Raw genomic sequence first — 20439 nt, 5'->3', positions numbered from 1 at the left:
CCCTGCAAAAAACGGAATTGGTCAGTCCTGTCTTGCCCTGATAACAGCATGTCTGACCGTTTGCCAAAAAAATATGCAGCCAGTTTGGGCCGCATTTTTGCAACCGGCAATACCGGATTGAAAGGGAACAAGACAGATGATTTCCAGACGACAACTCCTGATCGGCAGCGCCGTTGTGCCTGTTTTATCTTACCTCGACCTTACCAAGGCTTTCGCCGATACGCCGAAGGATATTCTGGTCGTCGCCCAGCAGCTCGACAACATCACCACCCTTGATCCGCATGCCAATTACGAGGCGCTGGCCGGTGAAGTCTGCACCAATCTCTATGAAAATCTGATTGTTCCCGATCCGGACGATCCGTCGAAAATTCAGCCGGTTCTGGCTGCAAGCTGGAGCGTTGATGACAGCGGCAAGGTGTTCACCTTCAAGCTGGCTGAGGCAAGCTTTGCATCGGGCAATCCGGTCACGGCCGAAGACGTCGCCTATTCGCTGCAGCGCGCCATCAAGATCAATGGCGGTGCCGCTTTCATCATCGGCCAGTTCGGCTTCACGCCTGAAAATGTCGATCAGGCTATCGTTGCCGTCGATGACAAGACCGTCACCCTGACCACGGCCGAGCCGACTGCGATTTCCTTCCTGCTCTACTGCTTGTCGGCCAGCGTCGGCGCGATCGTCGAAAAGGCTGTCGTTGAAGCGCATGTCGAAGGCGATGACATGGGCAAGACCTGGCTCAACAAGAACAGTGCCGGCTCCGGCCCCTTCGTGCTGCAGGCCTGGAAGCCGAGCGAGACCATTGGCCTGACGGTCAACCCGCATGGCCCGTACAAGGGCAATCTCCAGCGCATCGTGCTGCGCCACGTCGCCGATCCGTCGTCGCAGCTTTTGATGCTGCAGAAGGGCGATGCCGATATTGCCCGCAACCTGACGACAGAACAGCTCAAGCAGGTTGAAGGCGTTGACGGCTTCAATACGATCCGCCAGGAAATCGCATCGCTGATGCTGATCTCGCTCAACCAGAACAATGAATATCTGGCCAAGCCCGAAGTCTGGCAGGCGATCAAATGGGCGCTGGACTATGACGGCATGCAGAAGAATATCGTGCCGATGACCTATGCGGTGCATCAGAGCTTCGAGCCTTCGGGCATTCCTGGCGCTGTCACCGATACGCCGTTCCACAAGGATATCGACAAGGCCAAGGCGCTGATGGCTGAAGCCGGACTTGCCGATGGTTTCGAGATCACCCTCGATCACTATTCGAACCAGCCCTATCCGGATATCGCCCAGGCGGTTCAGGCAAGCCTTGCCGAAATCGGCATCAAGGTAAACCTCATGGCCGGTGAGAACCGTCAGGTTCTGACCAAGATGCGTGCCCGCCAGCACGAAATGGCGATGTCGTCCTGGGGGACGGATTATTTCGATCCGAACTCGAATGCGGAAGTCTTCTGCATCAATGAAGACAATGCCGATGACGCCAAGGACCGGCCGTTCATCTGGCGTTCGCATTTCCAGAATGCCGATTTCGCCGCGCGCGCCAAGGCCGCGCGTGACGAGAAGGACCCGGCAAAGCGTCTGGAACTCTATGAAGCCCTGCAGAAGGACTACATGGATAACAGCCCCTTCGCCTTCATGTTCCAGAAGACCGATACGGCCGTTTGCCGCACCGGTATCGACGGCTTCCGCCTTCAGGTCTTCTCCTCCTCGAATAGCTATGAGGAGACCACCAAGTCGTGAAGGGTTTTCTGAAGGGCTTTTCCGGCACCCTGGGCAGCGTCCTCGTGACGCTGTTCGGGCTGACGGTCGTTACCTTCCTGATCGGCCGGGTCATGCCGGTCGATCCGGTCATTGCCGCCGTTGGCGACAACGCACCGCAATCCGTGGTCGAGCAGACCCGGATCGCCATGGGGCTGGACAAGCCCCTTCCGGTGCAGTTCGCCGATTATATCTGGCAGCTGCTGCATGGTGATCTCGGCATGTCGATCCTGACCAAAAATCCGGTCACCTACGACATCGGCCATTATTTCCCGGCAACCTTCGAACTGGCGACCTATGCGCTCATCCTGTCGATGATTATCGGTATTCCGCTCGGTGTTTGGGCTGCCGTGCGTCAGGGCTCCGTCACCGATCAGGTCATCCGCATTGTCTGCTTTGCCGGTCATTCCATTCCGGTCTTCCTGCTGGCGTTGATTTCGTTGATCGTCTTCTACAAGGCTCTGGGGCTCACCCCCGGTCCGGGCCGTCAGGGCATCATCTATGATGGCATGGTTCCGGTCAAAACCGGTCTCCTGACGATCGATTCGCTGCTTGCCGGCGATACCGGTGCCTTCTGGGACGCCGTTGCGCATCTGACGCAGCCGGTCTGCATTCTTGCCTATTTCTCGATGGCCTATATCGCCCGTATGACACGCGCTTTCATGATCGACGCGCTCAAAGGTGAATTCGTCATTACCGCCCGTGCCAAGGGGTTGCCGCTTCGCTCGGTTATCTGGTCGCATGCCTTCCCGACGGTCGCGGTGCAGCTGGTCACCGTGCTGGCGCTCACCTATGCCGGACTGCTGGAAGGTGCTGTCGTCACCGAGACGGTGTTTGCCTGGCCCGGCCTCGGCCAGTATCTGACCACGGCGCTTCTAAACGCCGACATGAACCCGGTTGTGGGCGCGACGCTGCTCATCGGTGTCATCTATGTCGGGCTCAATCTTCTGGCCGATCTTCTCTACCGCCTGTTCGATCCACGGGTTCGCTGACATGTTTGCAAAACTTTCCGACTGGCTGCTTGATGAAGCGCCAACGTCGCGACGACAGGCCAGCTGGGCCAACCGCTATCGTATCTGGTTGTCACTGCGCCATAATACGCTCGGCATGATGGGCCTTGTCATCGTGCTTCTCTTCTTCTTCATGGCGCTGGCCGCGCCGCTGCTGGCGACCCATAATCCCGCCGCGCAGAACCTCGATCTGCGCCTGGCGCCGCCGTCTGCCGAATACTGGCTGGGCACGGATGAGCTTGGTCGCGATATCTATTCACGCATCATCTACGGCAGCCGTGTTACGCTTGGCATGGTGGTTTCGGTGGTCATCATTGTCGCCCCCATCGGGCTGGCGATCGGTGCGATTGCCGGCTATTTCGGCGGCATCGTCGACAAGGCGCTGATGCGGGTGACGGATGTGTTTCTCGCCTTTCCGCGCCTCATTCTGGCGCTTGCCTTTGTTGCGGCCCTGACACCGGGTGTCGAAAGCGCTATCCTTGCCATCGCGCTCACCGCCTGGCCACCTTATGCGCGGCTGGCACGCGCCGATACGCTGACGGTGCGCAATTCGGACTTCATCGCTGCCTACCGGCTGACGGGGGCATCCAACTGGCGCATCGTCTTTCATCATGTCGCGCCGCTCTGCACGCCGAACATGATCGTGCGGGTGACGCTCGACATGAGCTCGATCATCATCACCGCCGCCAGCCTCGGCTTTCTCGGCATGGGTGCGCAGCCGCCTTCACCCGAATGGGGGGCGATGATTGCCACGGCCAAGCGCTTCATCTTCGATCAGTGGTGGGTGGCGGCGGCTCCCGGTGCGGCCATCTTCATCGTCTCGCTCGCCTTCAATTTCCTCGGCGATGCCCTCCATGACGTTCTCGATCCGAAGGGAGACTGATCGTGCTGGTGAATATTGAAAATCTCAGGATCGGGTTTCCGACGCGGTCCGGTGGTATTTCCGAGGCGGTCAAGGGCGTTTCGCTGCATCTCGGTCGCGAGAAGCTTGGCATCGTCGGTGAGTCCGGCTCCGGCAAGAGCCTGACCGCGCGGGCGCTGCTGAAACTTCTGCCGCCACAGGCAAAGGTGGACGCCGATGCCATCAATTTCGACGGCATCGATATCCTCAGGGCCAATGAGCGCGGCATGCGCCAGATCCGCGGCAAACGGGCCGGGTTCATTCTGCAGGATCCGAAATATTCGCTTAATCCGGTGAAATCCATCGGTTCCCAGGTGGCCGAAAGCTGGCGTTTCCACAAGGGTGGCAGCCGTCGTGAAGCGCGCGAGGCGGCGATCGATCTGCTCGACAAGGTGCAGATCCGCAATCCGCGCGAAGTGGCGGCTTCTTATCCGCATGAGGTTTCCGGCGGTATGGGCCAGCGCGTCATGATCGCCATGATGCTGGCGCCAGATCCGGAACTTCTGATTGCCGACGAACCGACCTCGGCGCTGGATGCCACCGTCCAGGCGGAAATCATGCGGCTGATCGACCGGCTTGTCTCTGAGCGTGGCATGGGGCTGATCATGATCAGCCATGACCTGTCGCTGGTGTCGCATTTCTGCGACCGCGTCATGGTCATGTATGCCGGCCACGTGGTCGAGGAGCTTGAAGCATCCGAACTTGCCCGGGCGAAACATCCCTACACGAAAGGGCTGTTGAACTGCATGCCGTCGCTCACGCATCCGCGCGACGAACTGCCCGTGCTTCAGCGCGATCCGGAGTGGCTGAAATGATCGACATTGATATCGACAACCTGCGCATTGCCTTTTCCGGCCGTGAAGTGGTGAAAGGGGTCTCCTTCCATGTGCCGGCTGGCGGCAGTTTCGGCATAGTCGGTGAAAGCGGCTCGGGCAAATCGACGGTCTTGCGGGCCATGGCTGGCCTTAATCACGACTGGCAGGGGCGAATTTCCTTTGGCGGCAATGCCGTCGGGGCGCAGCGCGACCGCGCCTTTTTCCGCAAGGTACAAATGGTGTTTCAGGACCCTTACGGCTCGCTGCATCCGCGCCAGACGATTGATCGCATCCTGAGCGAACTGCCGCTGGTTCATGGCATGGACCGGATTGACGCGCGCATCGCCAATGCGCTCGATGATGTCGCCCTGCCGCAATCGGTCCGGTTTCGCTTTCCCCATCAGCTTTCCGGCGGTCAGCGCCAGCGCGTGGCGATTGCCCGAGCCCTGATTGCCGAGCCTGAGGTGCTGCTGCTTGATGAACCGACCTCTGCCCTCGATGTCTCGGTACAGGCGGAAATCCTGAATCTTCTCGTGGCGCTGCGCCGCGAACACAATCTCACCTTTGTTATGGTTAGTCATAACCTGGCGGTCGTTGCCCATATGTGCGCGGATGTCGGCGTCATGCTTGGCGGTGAGATGGTGGAACAGGTTACGGCGGAGAAATTGCGTCACGGCAATGTTTCGCACCCGCACACAAAGGAATTGCGGGCGCTCAGCATTGAGCTTGAAGAGCCGGAGACGGAGATATTGCCCTGAAACGGGCTCATGCAATAGCAGGATAAAGGACATGGCAGTGTTGGACTGGAATGCGGCGGAAAAGGCAGCCAGGGGATTTTCAGCGGGCTGGGGCGCTGATGAGCCGGGTGGTGCAGTCATCGTTTTCGATGCGTCCGGTCCACGTGTGATCACCGCAGGTGGTCTGGAAAGTCTCTCGACCAGGGCGCCGTTCACGGAAGAAAGCGTCGTCCGCTATGCCTCTGTCACCAAACATGCCTTCGCCGCTCTGGTGTTGGCCCATAGGGATGTCATCGCGCTGGAAGACCCGCTATGGCGCCATCTGCCCGAGTTGCAGCCGCCACTTTCCGACGTGACGGTGGGACAGGCGCTCGACATGACCGGTGGCCTGCCGGATGTGCGAGAATGCCTGACCCTTCTGGGCCTGTCTGTTTTTACGGAAACCAAATCCGGTCCCCTGCTTGAATTCCTGTTCAGGATGTCGCGGCTGAATTTTCCCGCCGGCGCGGAAATTTCCTATTCCAATACCGGCTACCGGCTGGTCGAGGCGGCGTTGGAGCGCAGGGGCATATTCTTCCGCGACTATATCCGCGATGAGGGTAAAGCCCTTGGTGTTCGTCTTGATGCACCGGATGTCTGGAATGATCCCGTTGATGGTCTCGTGCCCGGCTACTGGTATGACGGCAAGGGCTGGCAGCTTTCAGCCGCGGGCCTGCATATTTCCGCATCCGGCAGCATGACCGGCAGTGTGACAGCGCTGGCGCGCTGGGTTGGTGCTCTGATGATGGGGGCGGGGGGCCATGCCGGTCTCTTCGATCAGCTGGCAAAGTCACGCCATTTTGCCGACGGGCGTGAGACCGGCTACGGTCTCGGTATCCGCCAGGTGGCGCTCGGTTCACGCATGCTTTACGGCCATGGCGGTTCGCATCCGGGCTATAAAAGCCATTTCCTGGTCGATCGTAGCAGCAATACCGGTATTGTCGTTGTTGCCAATCGCGAAGACGTTAACGCCTACAAGATTGCGCTGGAAACCATGGCGGCGCTTACCGGGGAGGCACTGCCTGTTATCAGTGACGAACTGCCCGACGGGATTTATGTGACCGAGACAGGCCCGTGGTGGCTTGAGGTTAAGAAGTCGGCGCTCACCTATCTGGATAACGAAGATACACTTTACGCCGATGAGGGCGGTGTTGTGTCAACCCGTTCGCCGACATCGCCCGCGCTTCTCAGACGTGACGGCGATGATATCATCGGCGTCATCGGCCATGCTGAACGCCGCTTCCGCCCGGCTGTGAATGATGGTGTGCCGAAAGCGCTGTCTGGACGCTATCTCTCACCGGAAGGGGCAATGCTTGAGATTGATGGCGATGCGGTGATCATGGGGGTTGGGCCGGTTCGTCAGCGCATGGCTTTGACGTCGCTGGGCAAGGGGCGTTTCCTGTTTACCCTTGTTGATGGTCCCTGGACAAAGCGGATCCTGCTTCACCGGCTTGGTGAGAACCGGCTGGAACTGGTGCTGAGCCGTGCCCGCATGATCGAATATCGGCGTCTTGCTTAAGTCGTTCGCGATTGCCAAAATGCGCCTGAAGCCTTACAGAAGGCCAGCTTCGGCCCGGATAGCGGGCTATCGCTCAGGAATGCGCTATGGAAGTGAAATGGCTTGAGGATTTTCTGGCGCTGGCGTCGACGCTCAACTTCTCCCGGGCGGCGGAGGAACGGCATGTTACCCAGTCCGCCTTTTCGCGTCGTATCCGGCAGCTTGAAGCCTGGCTCGGGACGACGCTGGTCGATCGCGCCACCTATCCCTCGCGCCTGACAGATGCGGGGGTCCGTTTCCTGCCGGTTGCCACGCAGATGCTGCAGGATCTCTATGATGTCCGCAAAAGTTTTCAGGCGGAAGAAATGGCAGAGGCGCGGCAGGTAACGCTGACGGCCCTGCATACGTTATCCTTCACCTTCTTTCCGGCCTGGTTCAGCCGGCTGGATCAGAGGATTGGTCAGCTTGCATCGCAGATGCTGCCCGATTCCGGCTCACTGGAGGATAATGTCGTCTCGCTGGTCGACGGCCGGTCGGACTTCCTTTTGACTTATCAGCATCCCGTGGTGCCGATGCTGCTTGATCCGGGTCAGTTCGAATATTGTCACCTCGGTAGCGAGACCATTTTGCCCGTCAGTGCGCCCGCGCCTGACGGGACGCCGTTGCACAGGATCGAGAACGGCTTTCACTCGGTCGCCTATCAGAAAGTTTCGTTTTTCGGGCAGCTGGTTTCCGGCGCGCTGGCCGATCGCTTGCCGGTTGAAAACCGCGTTCATGTCGGCAGCATGTCTGTCGGGCTGAAGGCCATGGCTGCGGCCGGCTGGGGCGTGGTCTGGGTACCCGAAAGCCTGGTGCATGCGGAAATTGCAACCGGAACGCTGGTCGAGGCCGGGTCGGGTGACTGGCGCATCGACGTTGATATCAGACTTTATCGCTCGCGCGAAAACCGGCGCGCCATTGTCGAGCAGATCTGGGCGGAACTGGCCCGCCCTGATTTTTAAGAGCTGCCTCAGATGCCGTTTTTACGGGCGTTTTCGATATAGAGTTCGCGCAAACGGTGATAGACCGGGCCGGGTTTTCCCTCGCCGACCGGCTTGCCATCGATTTCAACAATAGGTGCGATGAAATTGGATGCACTGGTCAGGCAGATTTCTTCGGCATCCAGCGCTTCTTTCAAGGTGAAGGGGCGTTCTTCGATGGCGAGATCGGCTTCGCGCGCCAGATCCAGAATGGCGAGCCGGGTGCAGCCGGGCAGGGTGATCTGGCTGTTGCCGCGGGTGATGATCTTGCCGTCACGGGTGATCAGATAGGCGGTCGAGGAAGCACCCTCGGTGACAAAGTCTCCATCCAGCATCCAGGCCTCACCGCAACCGGCCGCTTTGGCTTCCCGCTTGGCGATGACCTGTGGCAGAAGGCAGATCGTCTTGATGTCGCGCCGGGCCCAGCGCTGGTCAGGAACGGTCTTGACCTTGATGCCCTTTTCGGCGCTTGCCGCATGTTCGATGGTTTTTTCCTGGGTGAACAGCAGCAGGGTCGGCTTGAGATCGTCGGAATAGAGGAAATTCCGGTCCTCGGCGCCGCGGGTGAACTGGAGATAGACGACACCTTCTGTGAGGCCGTTATCGGCGATCAGCTTCTTCTCGATAGCAACGATCGCATCGGTCGTGATCGGCAGCCTGCCTTCGATCTCACGGACACTGCGTTCAAGGCGGGCCATATGCAGGTCGCTGTCGATCAGCTTGCCATCCAGCACGGCAGTGACTTCGTAAATGCCGTCGCCAAACAGAAAACCGCGGTCAAAAATGGAAATATGGGCTTCGTTTTCTCGTAGAAAGGCGCCGTTCAGATAGACAATGCGGGTCCGTTCACCGGACATGGGAGTTCCTTTCGGTCAGGATTGAAAAGGGGTCAGCTGCTCTGTGCGGGCAGTCTCAGAGCGTCAAAGAATGAGGGCCGGGCCCTGGCGGTGTCGTAACCTTCCATCGGGACCGCCATGGCGAGCGAATTGATGATGGCTTCTTCGCTTGCCTCGATCGCGGCCTCAAACAGGGGCGAGATGCTCTCATTGGCCAGCTCGTCAGCCGATGCGACACCACGCCGGCGTTTCGGCGTTCGCCGAACGGCCTCATGGGTGGAGAAGGCCAGCGCATAATCGCCGGATCCGTTGGAAAGCGCGGCACCCGTGCGGGCAAGCCCGCCGAAACAGCGCTCGGCAAGACGGGTCAGATTGCGTGACAGAAGTGGTGCGTCGGTCGCCAGAACCATGACGATGGAGCCGTCCTTGTCGGCGTGAATGTCATTGTCATGCGGGCGTCCGTCGATGCGCAGACTGCCGCCGAAATTGGATTGGACGAGGACGCCGAGCGTATAGTTTTCTCCGGCGATCGCGACCCGGCGCGAGGCGGTTCCGATGCCGCCTTTCAGGCCGAAGGCAACGGTCCCGGTCCCGGCCCCGACGGCGCCTTCCGAAACCGGCCCGCCGCGCGCGATCTTGATCGCGGCAATCATTTCGCTGGTGCTCGGTCTTTGTGCGCGGATATCGTTGAGGCGGGAATCATTGGTTTCGCCGACCACTGCATTGAGCGAGGTGACGCGCTCATTGCCGGGCTGTTCCAACGTGAAGCGGTTGATTGCCTCGATCGCGCGGCCAACGGCAAGCGTGTTGGTCAAAAGGATCGGAGTTTCGATTTCCCCAAGCTCAAAGATCTGCGTGCTGCCGGCGAATTTGCCGTATCCGTTCAGTACCTTGAAACCGGCTGGCACCTTGTCTTGAAAAAGATTGCCATCATGCGGCAGGATCGCCGTCGCGCCCGTACGGGTGCGATCGCCTTCAATCAGGGTCGCATGGCCAACCATAACACCGGCAACATCGGTAATGGCGTTCAGCGGTCCGGTCTCGTGGCGGCCGAAGGCAATGCCGAGGGCTCGTGGTCTGATAGGTGCCGGATTTTGCATTGCTTTCCCCGCATGCTTGTTTTCGCAGGCGACCTTATCGGGCGATCTGCGCCGAGGGTATCGCAAAGTTCGCATAGTTTCATACCGGCTTTGCAACAGGGGGAGCGATGCAGATCCGGCCACTTGATGAGGCAGCCCGCGTCTCTGGTTGGACTGCGCTATTTTGAGGGCAGGCCGGCGGACAGGCCCTCGCTCAGATGGTCAAGAAAGGCTTCCAGCCACCGGGGCTGACGCTGTCGCGGCGGAAAGACGGCGTAAAGATTGGTCGCCTCCGTCGTAAAGGGCTCGAGCGCCGCCTCAAGTCGTCCGGCCGCAAGGTCGAGGGCAATGTCGAAGGTTGATTTCAGCACCACGCCGGCGCCAGCGATCGCCCAATCCTTCAGTACCTGGCCGTCATTGGCGGTGCGGTCACCGTGAATACGGACACGGAAGCGCTTGCCCTTATTGCCAAACTGCCAGCTTGTCTGGGTTTCTCCTGGCGTGGCAAAGACCATGCAATTATGTCCGGCAAGGTCTTCGGGAAGGGCGGGTTTGCCATGCCGGGCCCAGTAGGCGGGTGCCGCACAGACACATTTGTGACCGCGCACGATCAGGCGGGCGCGCAGATCTGAACTCTGCAATGGACCGGTGCGCAGGCCGAGATCAAGTCCCGCATCGACCAGGTCAACAACGGAATCACTGAGATAGAGCTGCACATTGACGTCAGGGTGGCGCCTCATGAATGTCTCAATCAGGGGCGCAATGCGCTGACGGCCGAGGTCCATGGTCGCCGTCATCCGGATCGTGCCCGAGAGTGGCCCGTCCTCGGAGAAACTGCCCATCAGCGTGTCGAGATCTGTCAGGACACGGCGGCATTCCTGCAGAAACCGCTCGCCCTCCGGCGTCAGCGCCATGCTGCGGGTGGTGCGGTTGATCAGCTGGGTACCGATCCGCTCCTCAAGCTGCTTCAGCCCGAGCGTCACCGTTGATGGCGCAACGCCCCAGGCGCGCGAGACCGCGGAAAGCGAGCCGCGCTCGGCAATCGCCACGAACAGGCGCATCAGGCTCGGATCGTCCATTGTTCATATCCATCGAAAAGTCATTTGCAATCTTGAAGCATTCTTTTTCACTGATCGCAATATATCTCTGACTGCAGGACAATACGAAGTCGTGGACACCTTGATGCAACAGCAACCGCAAGACATGCCTGACCGAAATTCACCAACGCAAAACCCGCATGCCCTGGTCGCGGGCGGGCTTGGCGTCATTGGTCGCAATCTGGTGACTTATCTCGCTGATAGGCTGGGCTGGACCGTTACCGCCTTGTCCCGCCGGGAGCCGGATTTTGAAACTGCGGCGCATTATCTGTCGGTCGATCTCACCGACGAGACGGCCGCGCGGTTGGCGATTGCCGCTGCCGGGCCTTTCACCCATGTGTTTTATGCGGCCTATCAGGAATTTGATGATCCCAAAGCGCAGGTCGACGTCAACCTGGCGATGCTGAAAAACTGCATCAGCGCAGCGGAGGCGGTATCACCCGCGCTGGAGCGGGTCCTGCTCTATGAAGGTGCGAAATATTACGGCGCTCATCTCGGTGCCTTTGCCACCCCGGCCCATGAGGATGATCCGCGGGTCATGCCGCCGCTGTTCTATTATGATCAGGAGGACTGGCTGAAGGCCTTTGCCAGGGGAAAAGCCTGGTCATTCGTGGTGCTGCGGCCGGATGTGGTTTGCGGCTTTGCCATCGGCAATCCAATGAACCTTGCCATGGTGATCGCCGTCTATGCAGCGATTTCGAAGGAACTGGGCCTGCCATTGCGGTTTCCGGGATCACCCACATGCTATGGCAAGCTGGCCCAGGTGACGGATGCTGCCCAGCTCGCGGAAGGTTCCGTCTTCGCCGCAACGAAAGCACCGGCCGATACCGCCTACAACCTCACCAATGGTGATATCTTCCGCTGGTCGCATCTGTGGAAGCGCATCGCTGCCTATTTCGACATGGACCCGGCGGAGCCGATGCCGATCAGTCTTGCGACCATGATGGCTGACAAGGCGCCGCTGTGGGGCGCGATCAAGGCGAAATACGGTCTTGCCGATGTGCCCTTTGACAAGGTCGCCGCCTGGGGTTTTGGAGATTTCATCTTCAATTGCGACTGGGACGTCATTTCCTCGACCACACGGATCCGTCAGGCTGGCTTTGCCTCGGCTGTTGACAGTGAAACGATGTTCATCCGTCTGTTTGACGAATTCCGCGAAAGGAAGATCATTCCATGACCATCCGGGGTATCGAACATATCGGCATTACCGTGCCTGATCACGAAGAGGCCGTTGCCTTCTTCGCTGAAGCCTTTGGTGCTGAAGTGCTGTTCTCGCTGACCGACAAGACGAAAGCGCCGCTGAAAGGCGCGGATCTTGCTGCCAAAAACGGCTTGAATGCCCAAACGGCCATCGTCGCCGTTTCGATGCTGCGTCTCGCCAATGGCGCCAATATCGAGATTTTCGAGATTGATCGGCCCGGAATGCCGGGCGGCGGCAATATCGCCGATATCGGCATCAGCCATTTCTCGATCAACGTTGATGATATCGAAGCGGCGGCAAAACGCTTTGCGGAGGCAGGCGGCACGCTGCTGGAAGGCCCTTACGGGCTGACCGGTCAGGAAGAGGGGCCGGGCAATCTCGGTCGTTTCGGACTGACACCCTGGGGTTTGCTGATCGAGTTCGAGCGCTTTTCTTCGCCCATGACCTATGACCCAGGCACTGCGGCTGAGCGCTGGCTGCCGGGCAGCGATAAGGACAAATGACATGATGCTTGAAGGACAGAAACTGCTGGTACTGGGCGGTTCATCCGGTATCGGTTTCGGCGTGGCAAAGGCAGCACTTGAACAGGGTGCCGCCGTGACGATCGCGTCGCGCGCGCGGGAGAAGGTCGCCGGGGCACTGGCGCGCCTCACCGGATCGGTGGAAGGGACGGTTCTTGATACCGGCGATGCGGCCATGCTGGAGGCTTTTTTTGCCACCCGTGATCCCTTTGATCATGTGTTTTCATCCGCCGCAAGCACCAGGGTTGCGGCGGTGCGGGACCTGCCGCTTGAGGATGCTTATGCGTCGTTCAATTCGAAATTCTGGGGTGCATACCGGCTGGCTCGCGCCGCCCGCATTGTCGATGGTGGCTCGCTGACCTTTACCACCGGCTTTCTTTCGGCGCGGCCGAAAGCAGGGGCTGCCATTCAGGGCGCCATCAATGCAGGAATGGAAGGGCTGGCCCGCGGTCTGGCGCTTGAATTTGCGCCCGTGCGCGTCAATTGCGTCGCCCCGGGCCTGATCATGACGGAGATGTATGACACGCTTGCCGGCGATGGCCGGCAGGCGATGTTTGAGGGCGCCGCAGCGCGCCTGCCAACAGGGCGGGTCGGTACGCCGGAAGACGTGGCCATACAGGCGCTTGCCTTCATGGCGAACCCGTACATGACCGGCTCGACGGTCTTTGTCGATGGCGGAGGGGCCATCGCCTGACCTCGTCTGAAAAGAGTTTGAAGGAGAAGAAACATGAAATTTCTCAACGCCTTTGAAGAGGCGAAGGGGGCAACGCCCTACGGCATTTTTCTCATGCGTCTGGTTTTGGCCCTCTATTGGGGCGTCCACTGGTGCTACAAGGTTATTCATCAGGGCATGGGCGCGACGGAGCATATGTTTGTCGGCCTTGGCTATCCTGCCTGGTTTGCCTGGGGCGATATCACGCTGGAAGTGATCGCTGTCATCTGCATGGTGCTCGGCCTTTATGTGCGCACCATGTCGCTTGCCCTTCTGGTCATCCTGCTGCCGGCACTGGAAGTCTGGGTTCCGAACGGGATCTGGGCCATTCATGGCGGCTACGAATTCCCGATGCTGTGGATCTTCATGCAGATCGTGCTTGCCATTCTCGGCCCCGGTGCTTTCGCCATGAAGACCTTCAAACGCTTCGATGCGCCTGCCCATGCGCTGCACTGAAACTTCGAAAATCATGAAAGGATCTGATCGATGAACAGGAAACCGCTCGGAAAGACCGGGCTTGAGATCGCGCCGATTGTCTTTGGCGGCAATGTTTTCGGCTGGACGCTTGATGAGGCGGAAAGCTTCCGCGTGCTGGATGCCTTCATCGATCACGGCTTCAATGCCATCGATACGGCAGATGTCTATTCCGCCTGGGTCGATGGCAATAAGGGCGGTGAATCCGAGACCATCCTCGGGCGCTGGTTCGCGGCCCGTCCGGGCATGCGCGACAGGGTGGCGCTGTTTACCAAGGTCGGCTCGGATATGGGCGGACCGGGCGAAAAGGGGCTTTCCGGGCGCTGGATCCTCGAAGCGGTCGAGCGGTCGCTGAAGCGGCTTCAGACTGACCATATCGATCTCTATTTTTCCCACTGGCCAGATGCCAGCGTTACCCATGCCGAAACATTGGACGCCTATGACAAGCTTATAAAGGCCGGCAAGATTGGCGCAATCGGCGCATCGAATTACGATGCGGAAATGGTGGCAAGCGCTCTTGGCGTTGCAAGCGCCGAGGGTCTGCCAGCCTACCAGGTGCTTCAGCCGGAATATAATCTCTACGACCGTGACGGTTTCGATGGTCCCTTGCGTGATCTTGCGATTAAGGAAGACCTCGGCGTGATCACTTATTTCAGTCTTGCCTCCGGATTCCTCTCCGGCAAATATCGCTCCGATGCCGATCTTAAAGGCCGCAAGCGTGCCGGTATGGTGGAAAAATATCTGACCGAACGGGGCATGAAACTGCTGGATGTTCTCGAGGAGGTCGCCGCTGCCCATTCTGCCAAGCCGGCGGAAGTGGCTCTTGCCTGGCTGATCGCGCGCAAGGGTGTAACGGCGCCGATTGCCAGTGCCACCACTGTCGAACAGGTTGAAAGCTTTGCCCGGGCGGCCGGTTTGACGCTGGCTGAAGATGAGCTTGCCGCGCTGAGTGAGGCCGGGCGCTGATGGATCAATCCTTTCATGATCATGCTGCCCGGCCAGCATGATCTGAAGTTCCGGCCTTGCCTGACGGGGCTCGTCCTTATGCCTCGCACGCCTCATGGACGAACAACATCTGTCAAAGATCGCCTCCCGCGATATTGCGGCAATGATGAAAATATGACGGGACCGGACGTTGAAGGCGGCGGTCCTGTCGCAGTTGCCAGAACGGGCAATCCCGTTCTGGTGTTCGATGCCGCTGGCATCTATCGCGCGTCGCAAAGCGTCGGACTAAGCCCGTTTTCGAGGTCTATGGCGACAGCGGCCGAGTAGCCGTCGAACTTCCTCGCAATTGGAAAAGAGCCTGCCGGTGGCTTACCAGCACAGATTGCTGACAAACCGCCCTCCTTTCGCTGACGTCATGCCTGTGCTTGGTCCACAGGCATCCAGCTGCCGTGCGTCTGCACGGCGAAAGGCTCTTATAATCAATGCTATGAAGGGTCTGAATCCCCGTGGACCAAGCACGGGGATGACGACGGAGGGCGCGGCTATTCCGCCCCGAACAGGCATTCTGAACGACTTTGTCAACAGTCTGAGCCGGTGGCTGCCCCGGCCGGTTCTTTCCGTTTGTGTGCCGGGATGCATGACCGACAATGACGCGCTCATGCAACCTCCAAGAGGGATCGCACTCTTAACGGCGTTTCCGATAAATATTTCAATTATATCATATTCTTATAGAAAATTTTCGAAATAATTCCGGCTGTGCCCATGCCATGATCGGGCCCGTCTGCGACGGCGGCTCCGCGTGGATGGCCGTGGTTGGGGGCGTCTATGTCGGCGTTCAGAACTGCCGGGTACTTGACAGCTCGGGCGAACTTAACTTTAATGACGTAATAATGATCTATAGTTCATAACTGTGGAATAACCAAGGGAACTCAAATGCTGAAGAGACTGCTTCTGGCGGCGACCTGTATGGCGCTGCCGCTCGTACCCATGGCTGCAAATGCGTCTGGTATCATCGATGTTGCGACGATCGGCGAGCCGCCGACCCTCGATCCGATGGCTTCGACTGCCGATGTCGTCGGCATGACGACGCAGCATATATTTGAAACGCTTTTCACCTATGATGATCAGTGGAATGTCGTGCCGCTTCTGGCCGAGACCATGCCGGAGATCTCCGGTGACGGCACGATCTACGACATTAAGCTCCGGGACAACGTCCCCTTCCACGACGGCTCGATCATGGATTCGAGCGATGTGGTTGCCTGCATTGAGCGCTGGATGGATATCGCATCGCGCGGCAAGCAGGCCGCGCCCTATATCAAGAGCGTGACGGCGACGGGCGATGACACGATCCGTATCGAGCTCAACAAGCCCTATGCTCCGCTTCTGTCGCTGCTTGCCTTCAACAATTCGGCCGCCGTCATTATGCCGAAGGAAGATCTGGCCGAGCCGCTGACCAAGTTCATCGGCACGGGCCCCTATATGCTCAAGGATCACAAGGCCGACCAGTATATCCAGCTCGTCCGCTTCGATGATTATGCAGCCCGCAGCGAACCGGCCAGCGGCTTTGGCGGCAAGCGCGAGGCGATCCTTGACGAGATCCGCTTTGTCCCGGTTGCCGATGCCAATACGCGTCTTGAAGGCATTTCCTCCGGCCAGTTCGACTATGCCGACTCGCTGCCGACGGAAAGCTATGACCGTCTTGAAAAGTCCGACAAGGCGCTTCCGGTTATCCTTGCTCCCTATGGCGCGCCCGTCTTCGTGATGAACACGAAGGAAGGCATGATGACCAACAAGGAAATCCGCCACGCCGTGCAGGAAGCGCTCAATCCAGAAGACATGCTGCTCGCCGCTTTTGGTGATCCGCGCTTTTTCGCCGTTGATGGCGATCTCTATCCGGAAGGCTATGTCTGGCACACCGACAAGGGCGTCGAACGCTATGGCGACGGCGATCCGGAAGCGGCTGCCAAGATGCTGAAAGAGGCCGGTTATGATGGCAGCACGCTGCGCATCCTCACCAGCCGCCAGTATGAGTTCCATTACAAGATGGCTCAGGTTGCCGCCGAATATCTGAAGGCTGCCGGTTTCAAGGTCGATCTGGAAGTCTATGACTGGGCAACGCTGACCCAGCGCCGTGCCGATCCGGGGCTTTGGGATATCTTCATCACCCATGGTCCGTTCCCGGCAGAGCCGGCGCTCAATGGCTGGATGTCGGATGACTATCCGGGCTGGTGGGCATCTGCCGAAAAGCACGCCGTTACCGATCCCTTCCTGGCGGAATCCGATCCGGCCAAGCGCAAGGAACTCTTCGCCGAGGTTCAGGCCGCTTTCTACGACGATGCACCGGTCTTCAAGGTCGGTGACTTCAATTCGTTGAGCGGTGAAGCCAAGACGCTGGAAGACTTCAACCCGTCGCCCTGGCCCTATTTCTGGAATGTCAGCACCGAAAACGGCAAGTAAGCCGTTTCGGATCTGCTGATCCCGTTACCGGCGCCCATTATGGGGCGCCGGTCTCTCTCCCGCTATTTCTTGTGTGCATTCCGGCCCGGCTCGTCTCCGCATCTTTGTGGCGGATGGCGTCTTGCGGCTGCTGACGGATCGTGATCGATGGTGCGTAAATTTCCGCGTGATTTTCTCTGGGGTGTCGCAGCCTCTGCCTACCAGACCGAAGGGGCGACCGAGCTAGATGGCCGCGGGATGAGCGTCTGGGATGCCTACGCCAAGGTTCCGGGCAATATCGTCAATGGTGATACCGCCGATATCGCCTGCGATCACTATCATCGCTACCCGGAAGATATCGCGCTGATGCGCGGCCTTGGCGTCAGCGCCTACCGGCTTTCGATCGCCTGGCCGCGGATTTTCCCCGACGGCAAGGGCAAGGTAAATATGTGCGGTCTCGATTTCTATGACCGACTGATCGACCTGATGCTGCATGAGGGGATCGAACCCTGGATCTGCCTGCATCACTGGGACATGCCGGTTGCCATCGAGGCGGAAGGCGGCTGGCGCTCGCGCGATACGGCCAGCATTTTTGGCGATTATGCCGCCGAGGTGGCGCGGCATTTCGCTGACAGGGTCAAGCGTTTTGCGCCGATCAACGAACCCAATGTCATTCCCTGGGTTGCCTATAATCTCGGCCGTCATGCGCCGGGCAAGCAGAGCTATGAGGCCTGCCTGCAATCGATCCACAATCTCAATCTCGCCCATGGCAAGACGGTGTCGGCCGTTCGTGCCGAGGCACCGGGTGCGGAGATTGGCAATATCGTCTCGCTCGGCCCGGTCCGCCCGCATTATGACGACGCGGCACATGAAGAGGCGCGCGTCTTCGGTGACTGCATGTGGCGGCGGGTGATGGTCGATCCGCTCTGGCTCGGCAAGTATCCCGAGCCGCTCGCCGAAAAGATCGCGCCGCTGATCAAGCCCGGCGACATGGAGGAAATCAGCCAGAAACTCGATTTCTTCGGTCTCAACCACTACAATCCGGTCTTCGTCGCACCCAATCCGAACGCGACGTTTGGCTATTCAGAGGTGATGCCACCGTCCGGCATGGGCCCACTCACCGATGTCAACTGGGTCGTTGACCCGATGGCCTTCCTCGAACAGATCCGCGACACCTCCAACCGCTATGGCAGGCCGCCGATCTATATCACCGAAAACGGTGCCTCCTATCCCGATGCCTTGCGGCCCGATCGCACCATCGTTGACCGGGAGCGGATTTCCTATTTCAGTCAGTATCTCGGCGCGCTGCTCGATGCGCTGGATGAAGGCCATGACGTGCGTGGCTATTTCGCCTGGTCGCTGATGGATAATTTCGAGTGGGGCCGCGGTTTTTCCAAACGCTTCGGCCTTGTCTATGTCGATTACCCGACGCTGCAACGCATCCCCAAGGCTTCCTATCACTGGCTGGCCGGGGTCATCGCTGACAATGCGCTGTGACGACCTTCATCAAGGATACCGGCCGCTTGTGATGCGCGCGGCCCGGCGAAACGGAAAGATCTGCCCATGATCCGATATATTCTCAAGCGCCTGGTCGGAATGGTCGTCGTGATGTTCCTGGTGGTGACGATCGTCTTCATCATCGTGCGCGTCACGCCCGGCGATCCGGCCGCCGTGATGCTGGGGCCGGATGCGACGCCACAGGATATCGCCGAACTTAGAACCAAGCTCGGTCTCGATCAGTCGATCCTACAGCAATATGTCCTCTATATCGTCAGCATGCTGCATGGCGATCTCGGCCGGTCAATCTTCCTCAATATTCCGGTAACGACGGCGCTCGCCCAGCGTGCCGAGCCGACCTTTTTCCTGACCCTGTTCTCGCTCATACTGGCGTCTGTCATCGCCCTTCCGGTCGGCATTTATGCGGCTTACCGGCGCGGTTCTTTCATCGATCAGGCCTCGACCGTGATTGCCATGACGGCGGCGAGCGTGCCAAGTTTCTGGCTCGGTCTGATCCTGATCCAGGTCTTTGCCGTGCGCTTTGGTTTCTTTCCGGTTTCGGGTTATGGCGGGCCGGATGCCAGTTTCGCAGACCGGCTGCACCACCTGATCCTGCCAGCGGTGTCGCTTGGCGTGGTTTCATCGGCGCTGATCCTGCGTTTCACCCGTGCGGCGATGCTCGATGTCTTCAATGACGACTATATCCGCACCGCCCGCGCCAAGGGTCTTTCCGAAGGCAGGGTCGTGCTGAAACATGCGCTGAAAAACGCGCTGATCCCGATCCTCACCGTTTTGGGCCTGACGGCTGCCGTGCTGGTGGCCGGCGCGGTGGTGACCGAAACAGTCTTTGCACTTCCCGGCGTCGGCAGTCTCGTCGTCTCCGCAGTGCTCAGGCGCGATTATCCGGTGATCCAGGGCGCACTTCTGGTGATTGCCGGGCTCTATGTTCTCATCAATTTCGCAATCGACATGCTTTATCTGCTCGTCGACCCGAGGGTTCGCTACTGATGGCCGATATTCAGACAGCCGGCAGCGACCGGAAAAAATTCATCAAACAGCTGTTCAGGCGCAGAAGTGTTGCCGTCGGGCTGATCATTCTGGCGATCTTCATCCTGCTCGCCGTGTTTGCGCCATGGGTGACACCGTTTTCGCCTTCGAAGCTTTCCATCGCCAACCGGCTGAAACCGCCGAGTGATCTGCACTGGTTCGGTACGGATGAATTCGGCCGCGATGTCTTTACCCGCACCATTTTCGCCGGCCGGCTTTCACTGCTGGTCGGGGCCTGTGTCGTGGTTCTGTCTTCGCTGGTCGGCGTGACGCTCGGTCTGCTGGCCGGTTTCTTCAAGCGGCTCGATACGCCGATTGCCCGACTGATCGATGCGATGATGGCTTTCCCGGACATTTTGCTGGCGATTGCGCTGGTCGCAGCCCTCGGGCCGTCGCTGATGACCGTCATCATTGCGCTGTCGATCGTCTATGCCCCGCGACTTGCCCGCATCGTCCGTGCCTCGACCCTGGTGCTGCGCGAGCTGCCCTTTGTCGAAGCAGCGGAAGCTATGGGGATTTCCACCAGCCACATCATGACCCGGCATGTGCTGCGCAATCTCGTGTCACCCATTCTGGTGCAGGCCACCTTCCTGTTTGCCAATGCCATTCTGGCGGAAGCGGGACTTTCCTTCCTCGGCCTTGGCGTCAGCCCGGAAGTGCCGACCTGGGGCACGATGATCTCTGCGGGACGCCAGTATCTCGGTTCTGCCGACTGGATGACGTTCTTTCCCGGTGTGGCGATCATCCTGGCCGTTCTTTCCCTTCAAATCGTCGGCGACGGTCTGCGCGATATGCTCGATCCCCGGCTCAAAAAGGACCTCTGAA

The 20439-nt window shown here is 59.2% G+C and carries 20 protein-coding genes; 17 read left to right on the top strand and 3 right to left on the bottom strand.

What is annotated here, in order from left to right:
• Window positions 1-136: 136 nt before the first annotated feature.
• The 7 genes from FJU08_RS19345 (at window position 137) to FJU08_RS19315 (ending at window position 7751) form a co-directional block, all read left to right on the top strand.
• Window positions 137-1732 carry an ABC transporter substrate-binding protein gene (locus FJU08_RS19345; protein WP_141150692.1) on the top strand — a complete coding sequence of 532 codons (1596 nt, stop codon included), beginning with the start codon at window positions 137-139 and terminating at the stop codon, window positions 1730-1732.
• A complete protein-coding gene (locus tag FJU08_RS19340) occupies window positions 1729-2742 on the top strand; it encodes an ABC transporter permease (RefSeq protein ID WP_235890837.1) in 1014 nt (337 codons plus the stop codon). The genes FJU08_RS19345 and FJU08_RS19340 overlap by 4 nt, the downstream gene beginning before the upstream one ends.
• Before the next feature lies 1 nt (window position 2743).
• Window positions 2744-3643: an ABC transporter permease gene (locus tag FJU08_RS19335; RefSeq protein ID WP_141150691.1), complete on the top strand. Its 900-nt coding sequence runs from the start codon at window positions 2744-2746 to the stop codon at window positions 3641-3643.
• 2 nt (window positions 3644-3645) lie between these two features.
• A complete protein-coding gene (locus tag FJU08_RS19330) occupies window positions 3646-4476 on the top strand; it encodes an ABC transporter ATP-binding protein (protein WP_141150690.1) in 831 nt (276 codons plus the stop codon).
• Complete coding sequence (locus FJU08_RS19325; RefSeq protein ID WP_141150689.1) at window positions 4473-5234, top strand: ABC transporter ATP-binding protein; 762 nt, start codon at window positions 4473-4475, stop codon at window positions 5232-5234. The genes FJU08_RS19330 and FJU08_RS19325 overlap by 4 nt, the downstream gene beginning before the upstream one ends.
• A 31-nt stretch (window positions 5235-5265) precedes the next feature.
• On the top strand, window positions 5266-6771 hold the full coding sequence (locus tag FJU08_RS19320) for a serine hydrolase domain-containing protein (RefSeq protein WP_141150688.1): 1506 nt from the start codon (window positions 5266-5268) through the stop codon (window positions 6769-6771).
• A gap of 86 nt (window positions 6772-6857) precedes the next feature.
• Window positions 6858-7751, top strand: a complete 894-nt coding sequence (locus FJU08_RS19315; protein WP_141150687.1) for a LysR family transcriptional regulator — start codon at window positions 6858-6860, stop codon at window positions 7749-7751.
• Window positions 7752-7759: 8 nt separating this feature from the next.
• On the opposite strand, the gene FJU08_RS19310 is transcribed toward FJU08_RS19315, so the two are convergent.
• The 3 genes from FJU08_RS19310 to FJU08_RS19300 all read right to left on the bottom strand — a co-directional run bounded on the left by FJU08_RS19310 (window position 7760) and on the right by FJU08_RS19300 (window position 10763).
• Window positions 7760-8626, bottom strand: a complete 867-nt coding sequence (locus FJU08_RS19310) for a D-amino-acid transaminase (protein ID WP_141150686.1) — start codon at window positions 8624-8626, stop codon at window positions 7760-7762.
• A 32-nt stretch (window positions 8627-8658) separates the two neighbouring features.
• Window positions 8659-9705, bottom strand: coding sequence for a P1 family peptidase (locus tag FJU08_RS19305; RefSeq protein WP_141150685.1), 1047 nt, complete (start codon window positions 9703-9705; stop codon window positions 8659-8661).
• Between the two features lie 158 nt (window positions 9706-9863).
• Window positions 9864-10763, bottom strand: a complete 900-nt coding sequence (locus FJU08_RS19300; protein ID WP_141150684.1) for a LysR family transcriptional regulator — start codon at window positions 10761-10763, stop codon at window positions 9864-9866.
• A 124-nt stretch (window positions 10764-10887) separates the two neighbouring features.
• Between FJU08_RS19300 and FJU08_RS19295 the strand changes: the two genes are divergently transcribed.
• The 10 genes from FJU08_RS19295 (at window position 10888) to FJU08_RS19255 (ending at window position 20438) form a co-directional block, all read left to right on the top strand.
• Window positions 10888-11958, top strand: coding sequence for an SDR family oxidoreductase (locus tag FJU08_RS19295; RefSeq protein WP_141150683.1), 1071 nt, complete (start codon window positions 10888-10890; stop codon window positions 11956-11958).
• Window positions 11955-12485, top strand: coding sequence for a VOC family protein (locus FJU08_RS19290; RefSeq protein ID WP_141150682.1), 531 nt, complete (start codon window positions 11955-11957; stop codon window positions 12483-12485). The genes FJU08_RS19295 and FJU08_RS19290 overlap by 4 nt, the downstream gene beginning before the upstream one ends.
• 1 nt (window position 12486) lies before the next feature.
• Entirely contained in the window at window positions 12487-13197 is a 711-nt protein-coding gene (locus FJU08_RS19285; RefSeq protein ID WP_141150681.1) for an SDR family oxidoreductase, read from the top strand.
• A 33-nt stretch (window positions 13198-13230) separates the two neighbouring features.
• Complete coding sequence (locus FJU08_RS19280; protein ID WP_141150680.1) at window positions 13231-13671, top strand: DoxX family protein; 441 nt, start codon at window positions 13231-13233, stop codon at window positions 13669-13671.
• A 30-nt stretch (window positions 13672-13701) separates the two neighbouring features.
• Entirely contained in the window at window positions 13702-14655 is a 954-nt protein-coding gene (locus FJU08_RS19275) for an aldo/keto reductase (protein WP_141150679.1), read from the top strand.
• A gap of 153 nt (window positions 14656-14808) precedes the next feature.
• On the top strand, window positions 14809-14961 hold the full coding sequence (locus FJU08_RS22855) for a hypothetical protein (protein ID WP_181409933.1): 153 nt from the start codon (window positions 14809-14811) through the stop codon (window positions 14959-14961).
• 606 nt (window positions 14962-15567) lie between these two features.
• Window positions 15568-17091, top strand: coding sequence for an ABC transporter substrate-binding protein (locus FJU08_RS19270; RefSeq protein ID WP_141150678.1), 1524 nt, complete (start codon window positions 15568-15570; stop codon window positions 17089-17091).
• Between the two features lie 147 nt (window positions 17092-17238).
• A complete protein-coding gene (locus tag FJU08_RS19265; RefSeq protein WP_141150677.1) occupies window positions 17239-18567 on the top strand; it encodes a GH1 family beta-glucosidase in 1329 nt (442 codons plus the stop codon).
• A 66-nt stretch (window positions 18568-18633) separates the two neighbouring features.
• On the top strand, window positions 18634-19575 hold the full coding sequence (locus tag FJU08_RS19260) for an ABC transporter permease (protein WP_181409932.1): 942 nt from the start codon (window positions 18634-18636) through the stop codon (window positions 19573-19575).
• Window positions 19575-20438 (top strand): ABC transporter permease, encoded by an 864-nt coding sequence (locus FJU08_RS19255; RefSeq protein ID WP_141150676.1) that lies wholly within the window; start codon window positions 19575-19577, stop codon window positions 20436-20438. The genes FJU08_RS19260 and FJU08_RS19255 overlap by 1 nt, the downstream gene beginning before the upstream one ends.
• Window position 20439: the final 1 nt, after the last annotated feature.

The organism is Martelella alba (assembly GCF_006516955.1).
In the GTDB taxonomy this organism is placed as follows: domain Bacteria; phylum Pseudomonadota; class Alphaproteobacteria; order Rhizobiales; family Rhizobiaceae; genus Martelella; species Martelella alba.
Note: the sequence above shows the minus strand (reverse complement) of the source record. Positions and strands in the feature narration are given on the sequence as shown.

Coding starts and splice junctions, on each gene's coding strand:
- FJU08_RS19310 (WP_141150686.1), bottom strand. CDS start 8,626: ATGTCCGGTGAACGGACCCGCATTGTCTATCTGAACGGCGCCTTTCTA.
- FJU08_RS19305 (WP_141150685.1), bottom strand. CDS start 9,705: ATGCAAAATCCGGCACCTATCAGACCACGAGCCCTCGGCATTGCCTTC.
- FJU08_RS19280 (WP_141150680.1), top strand. CDS start 13,231: ATGAAATTTCTCAACGCCTTTGAAGAGGCGAAGGGGGCAACGCCCTAC.
- FJU08_RS19285 (WP_141150681.1), top strand. CDS start 12,487: ATGATGCTTGAAGGACAGAAACTGCTGGTACTGGGCGGTTCATCCGGT.
- FJU08_RS22855 (WP_181409933.1), top strand. CDS start 14,809: ATGACGGGACCGGACGTTGAAGGCGGCGGTCCTGTCGCAGTTGCCAGA.
- FJU08_RS19275 (WP_141150679.1), top strand. CDS start 13,702: ATGAACAGGAAACCGCTCGGAAAGACCGGGCTTGAGATCGCGCCGATT.
- FJU08_RS19300 (WP_141150684.1), bottom strand. CDS start 10,763: ATGGACGATCCGAGCCTGATGCGCCTGTTCGTGGCGATTGCCGAGCGC.
- FJU08_RS19290 (WP_141150682.1), top strand. CDS start 11,955: ATGACCATCCGGGGTATCGAACATATCGGCATTACCGTGCCTGATCAC.
- FJU08_RS19325 (WP_141150689.1), top strand. CDS start 4,473: ATGATCGACATTGATATCGACAACCTGCGCATTGCCTTTTCCGGCCGT.
- FJU08_RS19265 (WP_141150677.1), top strand. CDS start 17,239: ATGGTGCGTAAATTTCCGCGTGATTTTCTCTGGGGTGTCGCAGCCTCT.
- FJU08_RS19260 (WP_181409932.1), top strand. CDS start 18,634: ATGATCCGATATATTCTCAAGCGCCTGGTCGGAATGGTCGTCGTGATG.
- FJU08_RS19320 (WP_141150688.1), top strand. CDS start 5,266: ATGGCAGTGTTGGACTGGAATGCGGCGGAAAAGGCAGCCAGGGGATTT.
- FJU08_RS19295 (WP_141150683.1), top strand. CDS start 10,888: ATGCCTGACCGAAATTCACCAACGCAAAACCCGCATGCCCTGGTCGCG.
- FJU08_RS19345 (WP_141150692.1), top strand. CDS start 137: ATGATTTCCAGACGACAACTCCTGATCGGCAGCGCCGTTGTGCCTGTT.
- FJU08_RS19270 (WP_141150678.1), top strand. CDS start 15,568: ATGCTGAAGAGACTGCTTCTGGCGGCGACCTGTATGGCGCTGCCGCTC.
- FJU08_RS19255 (WP_141150676.1), top strand. CDS start 19,575: ATGGCCGATATTCAGACAGCCGGCAGCGACCGGAAAAAATTCATCAAA.
- FJU08_RS19335 (WP_141150691.1), top strand. CDS start 2,744: ATGTTTGCAAAACTTTCCGACTGGCTGCTTGATGAAGCGCCAACGTCG.
- FJU08_RS19315 (WP_141150687.1), top strand. CDS start 6,858: ATGGAAGTGAAATGGCTTGAGGATTTTCTGGCGCTGGCGTCGACGCTC.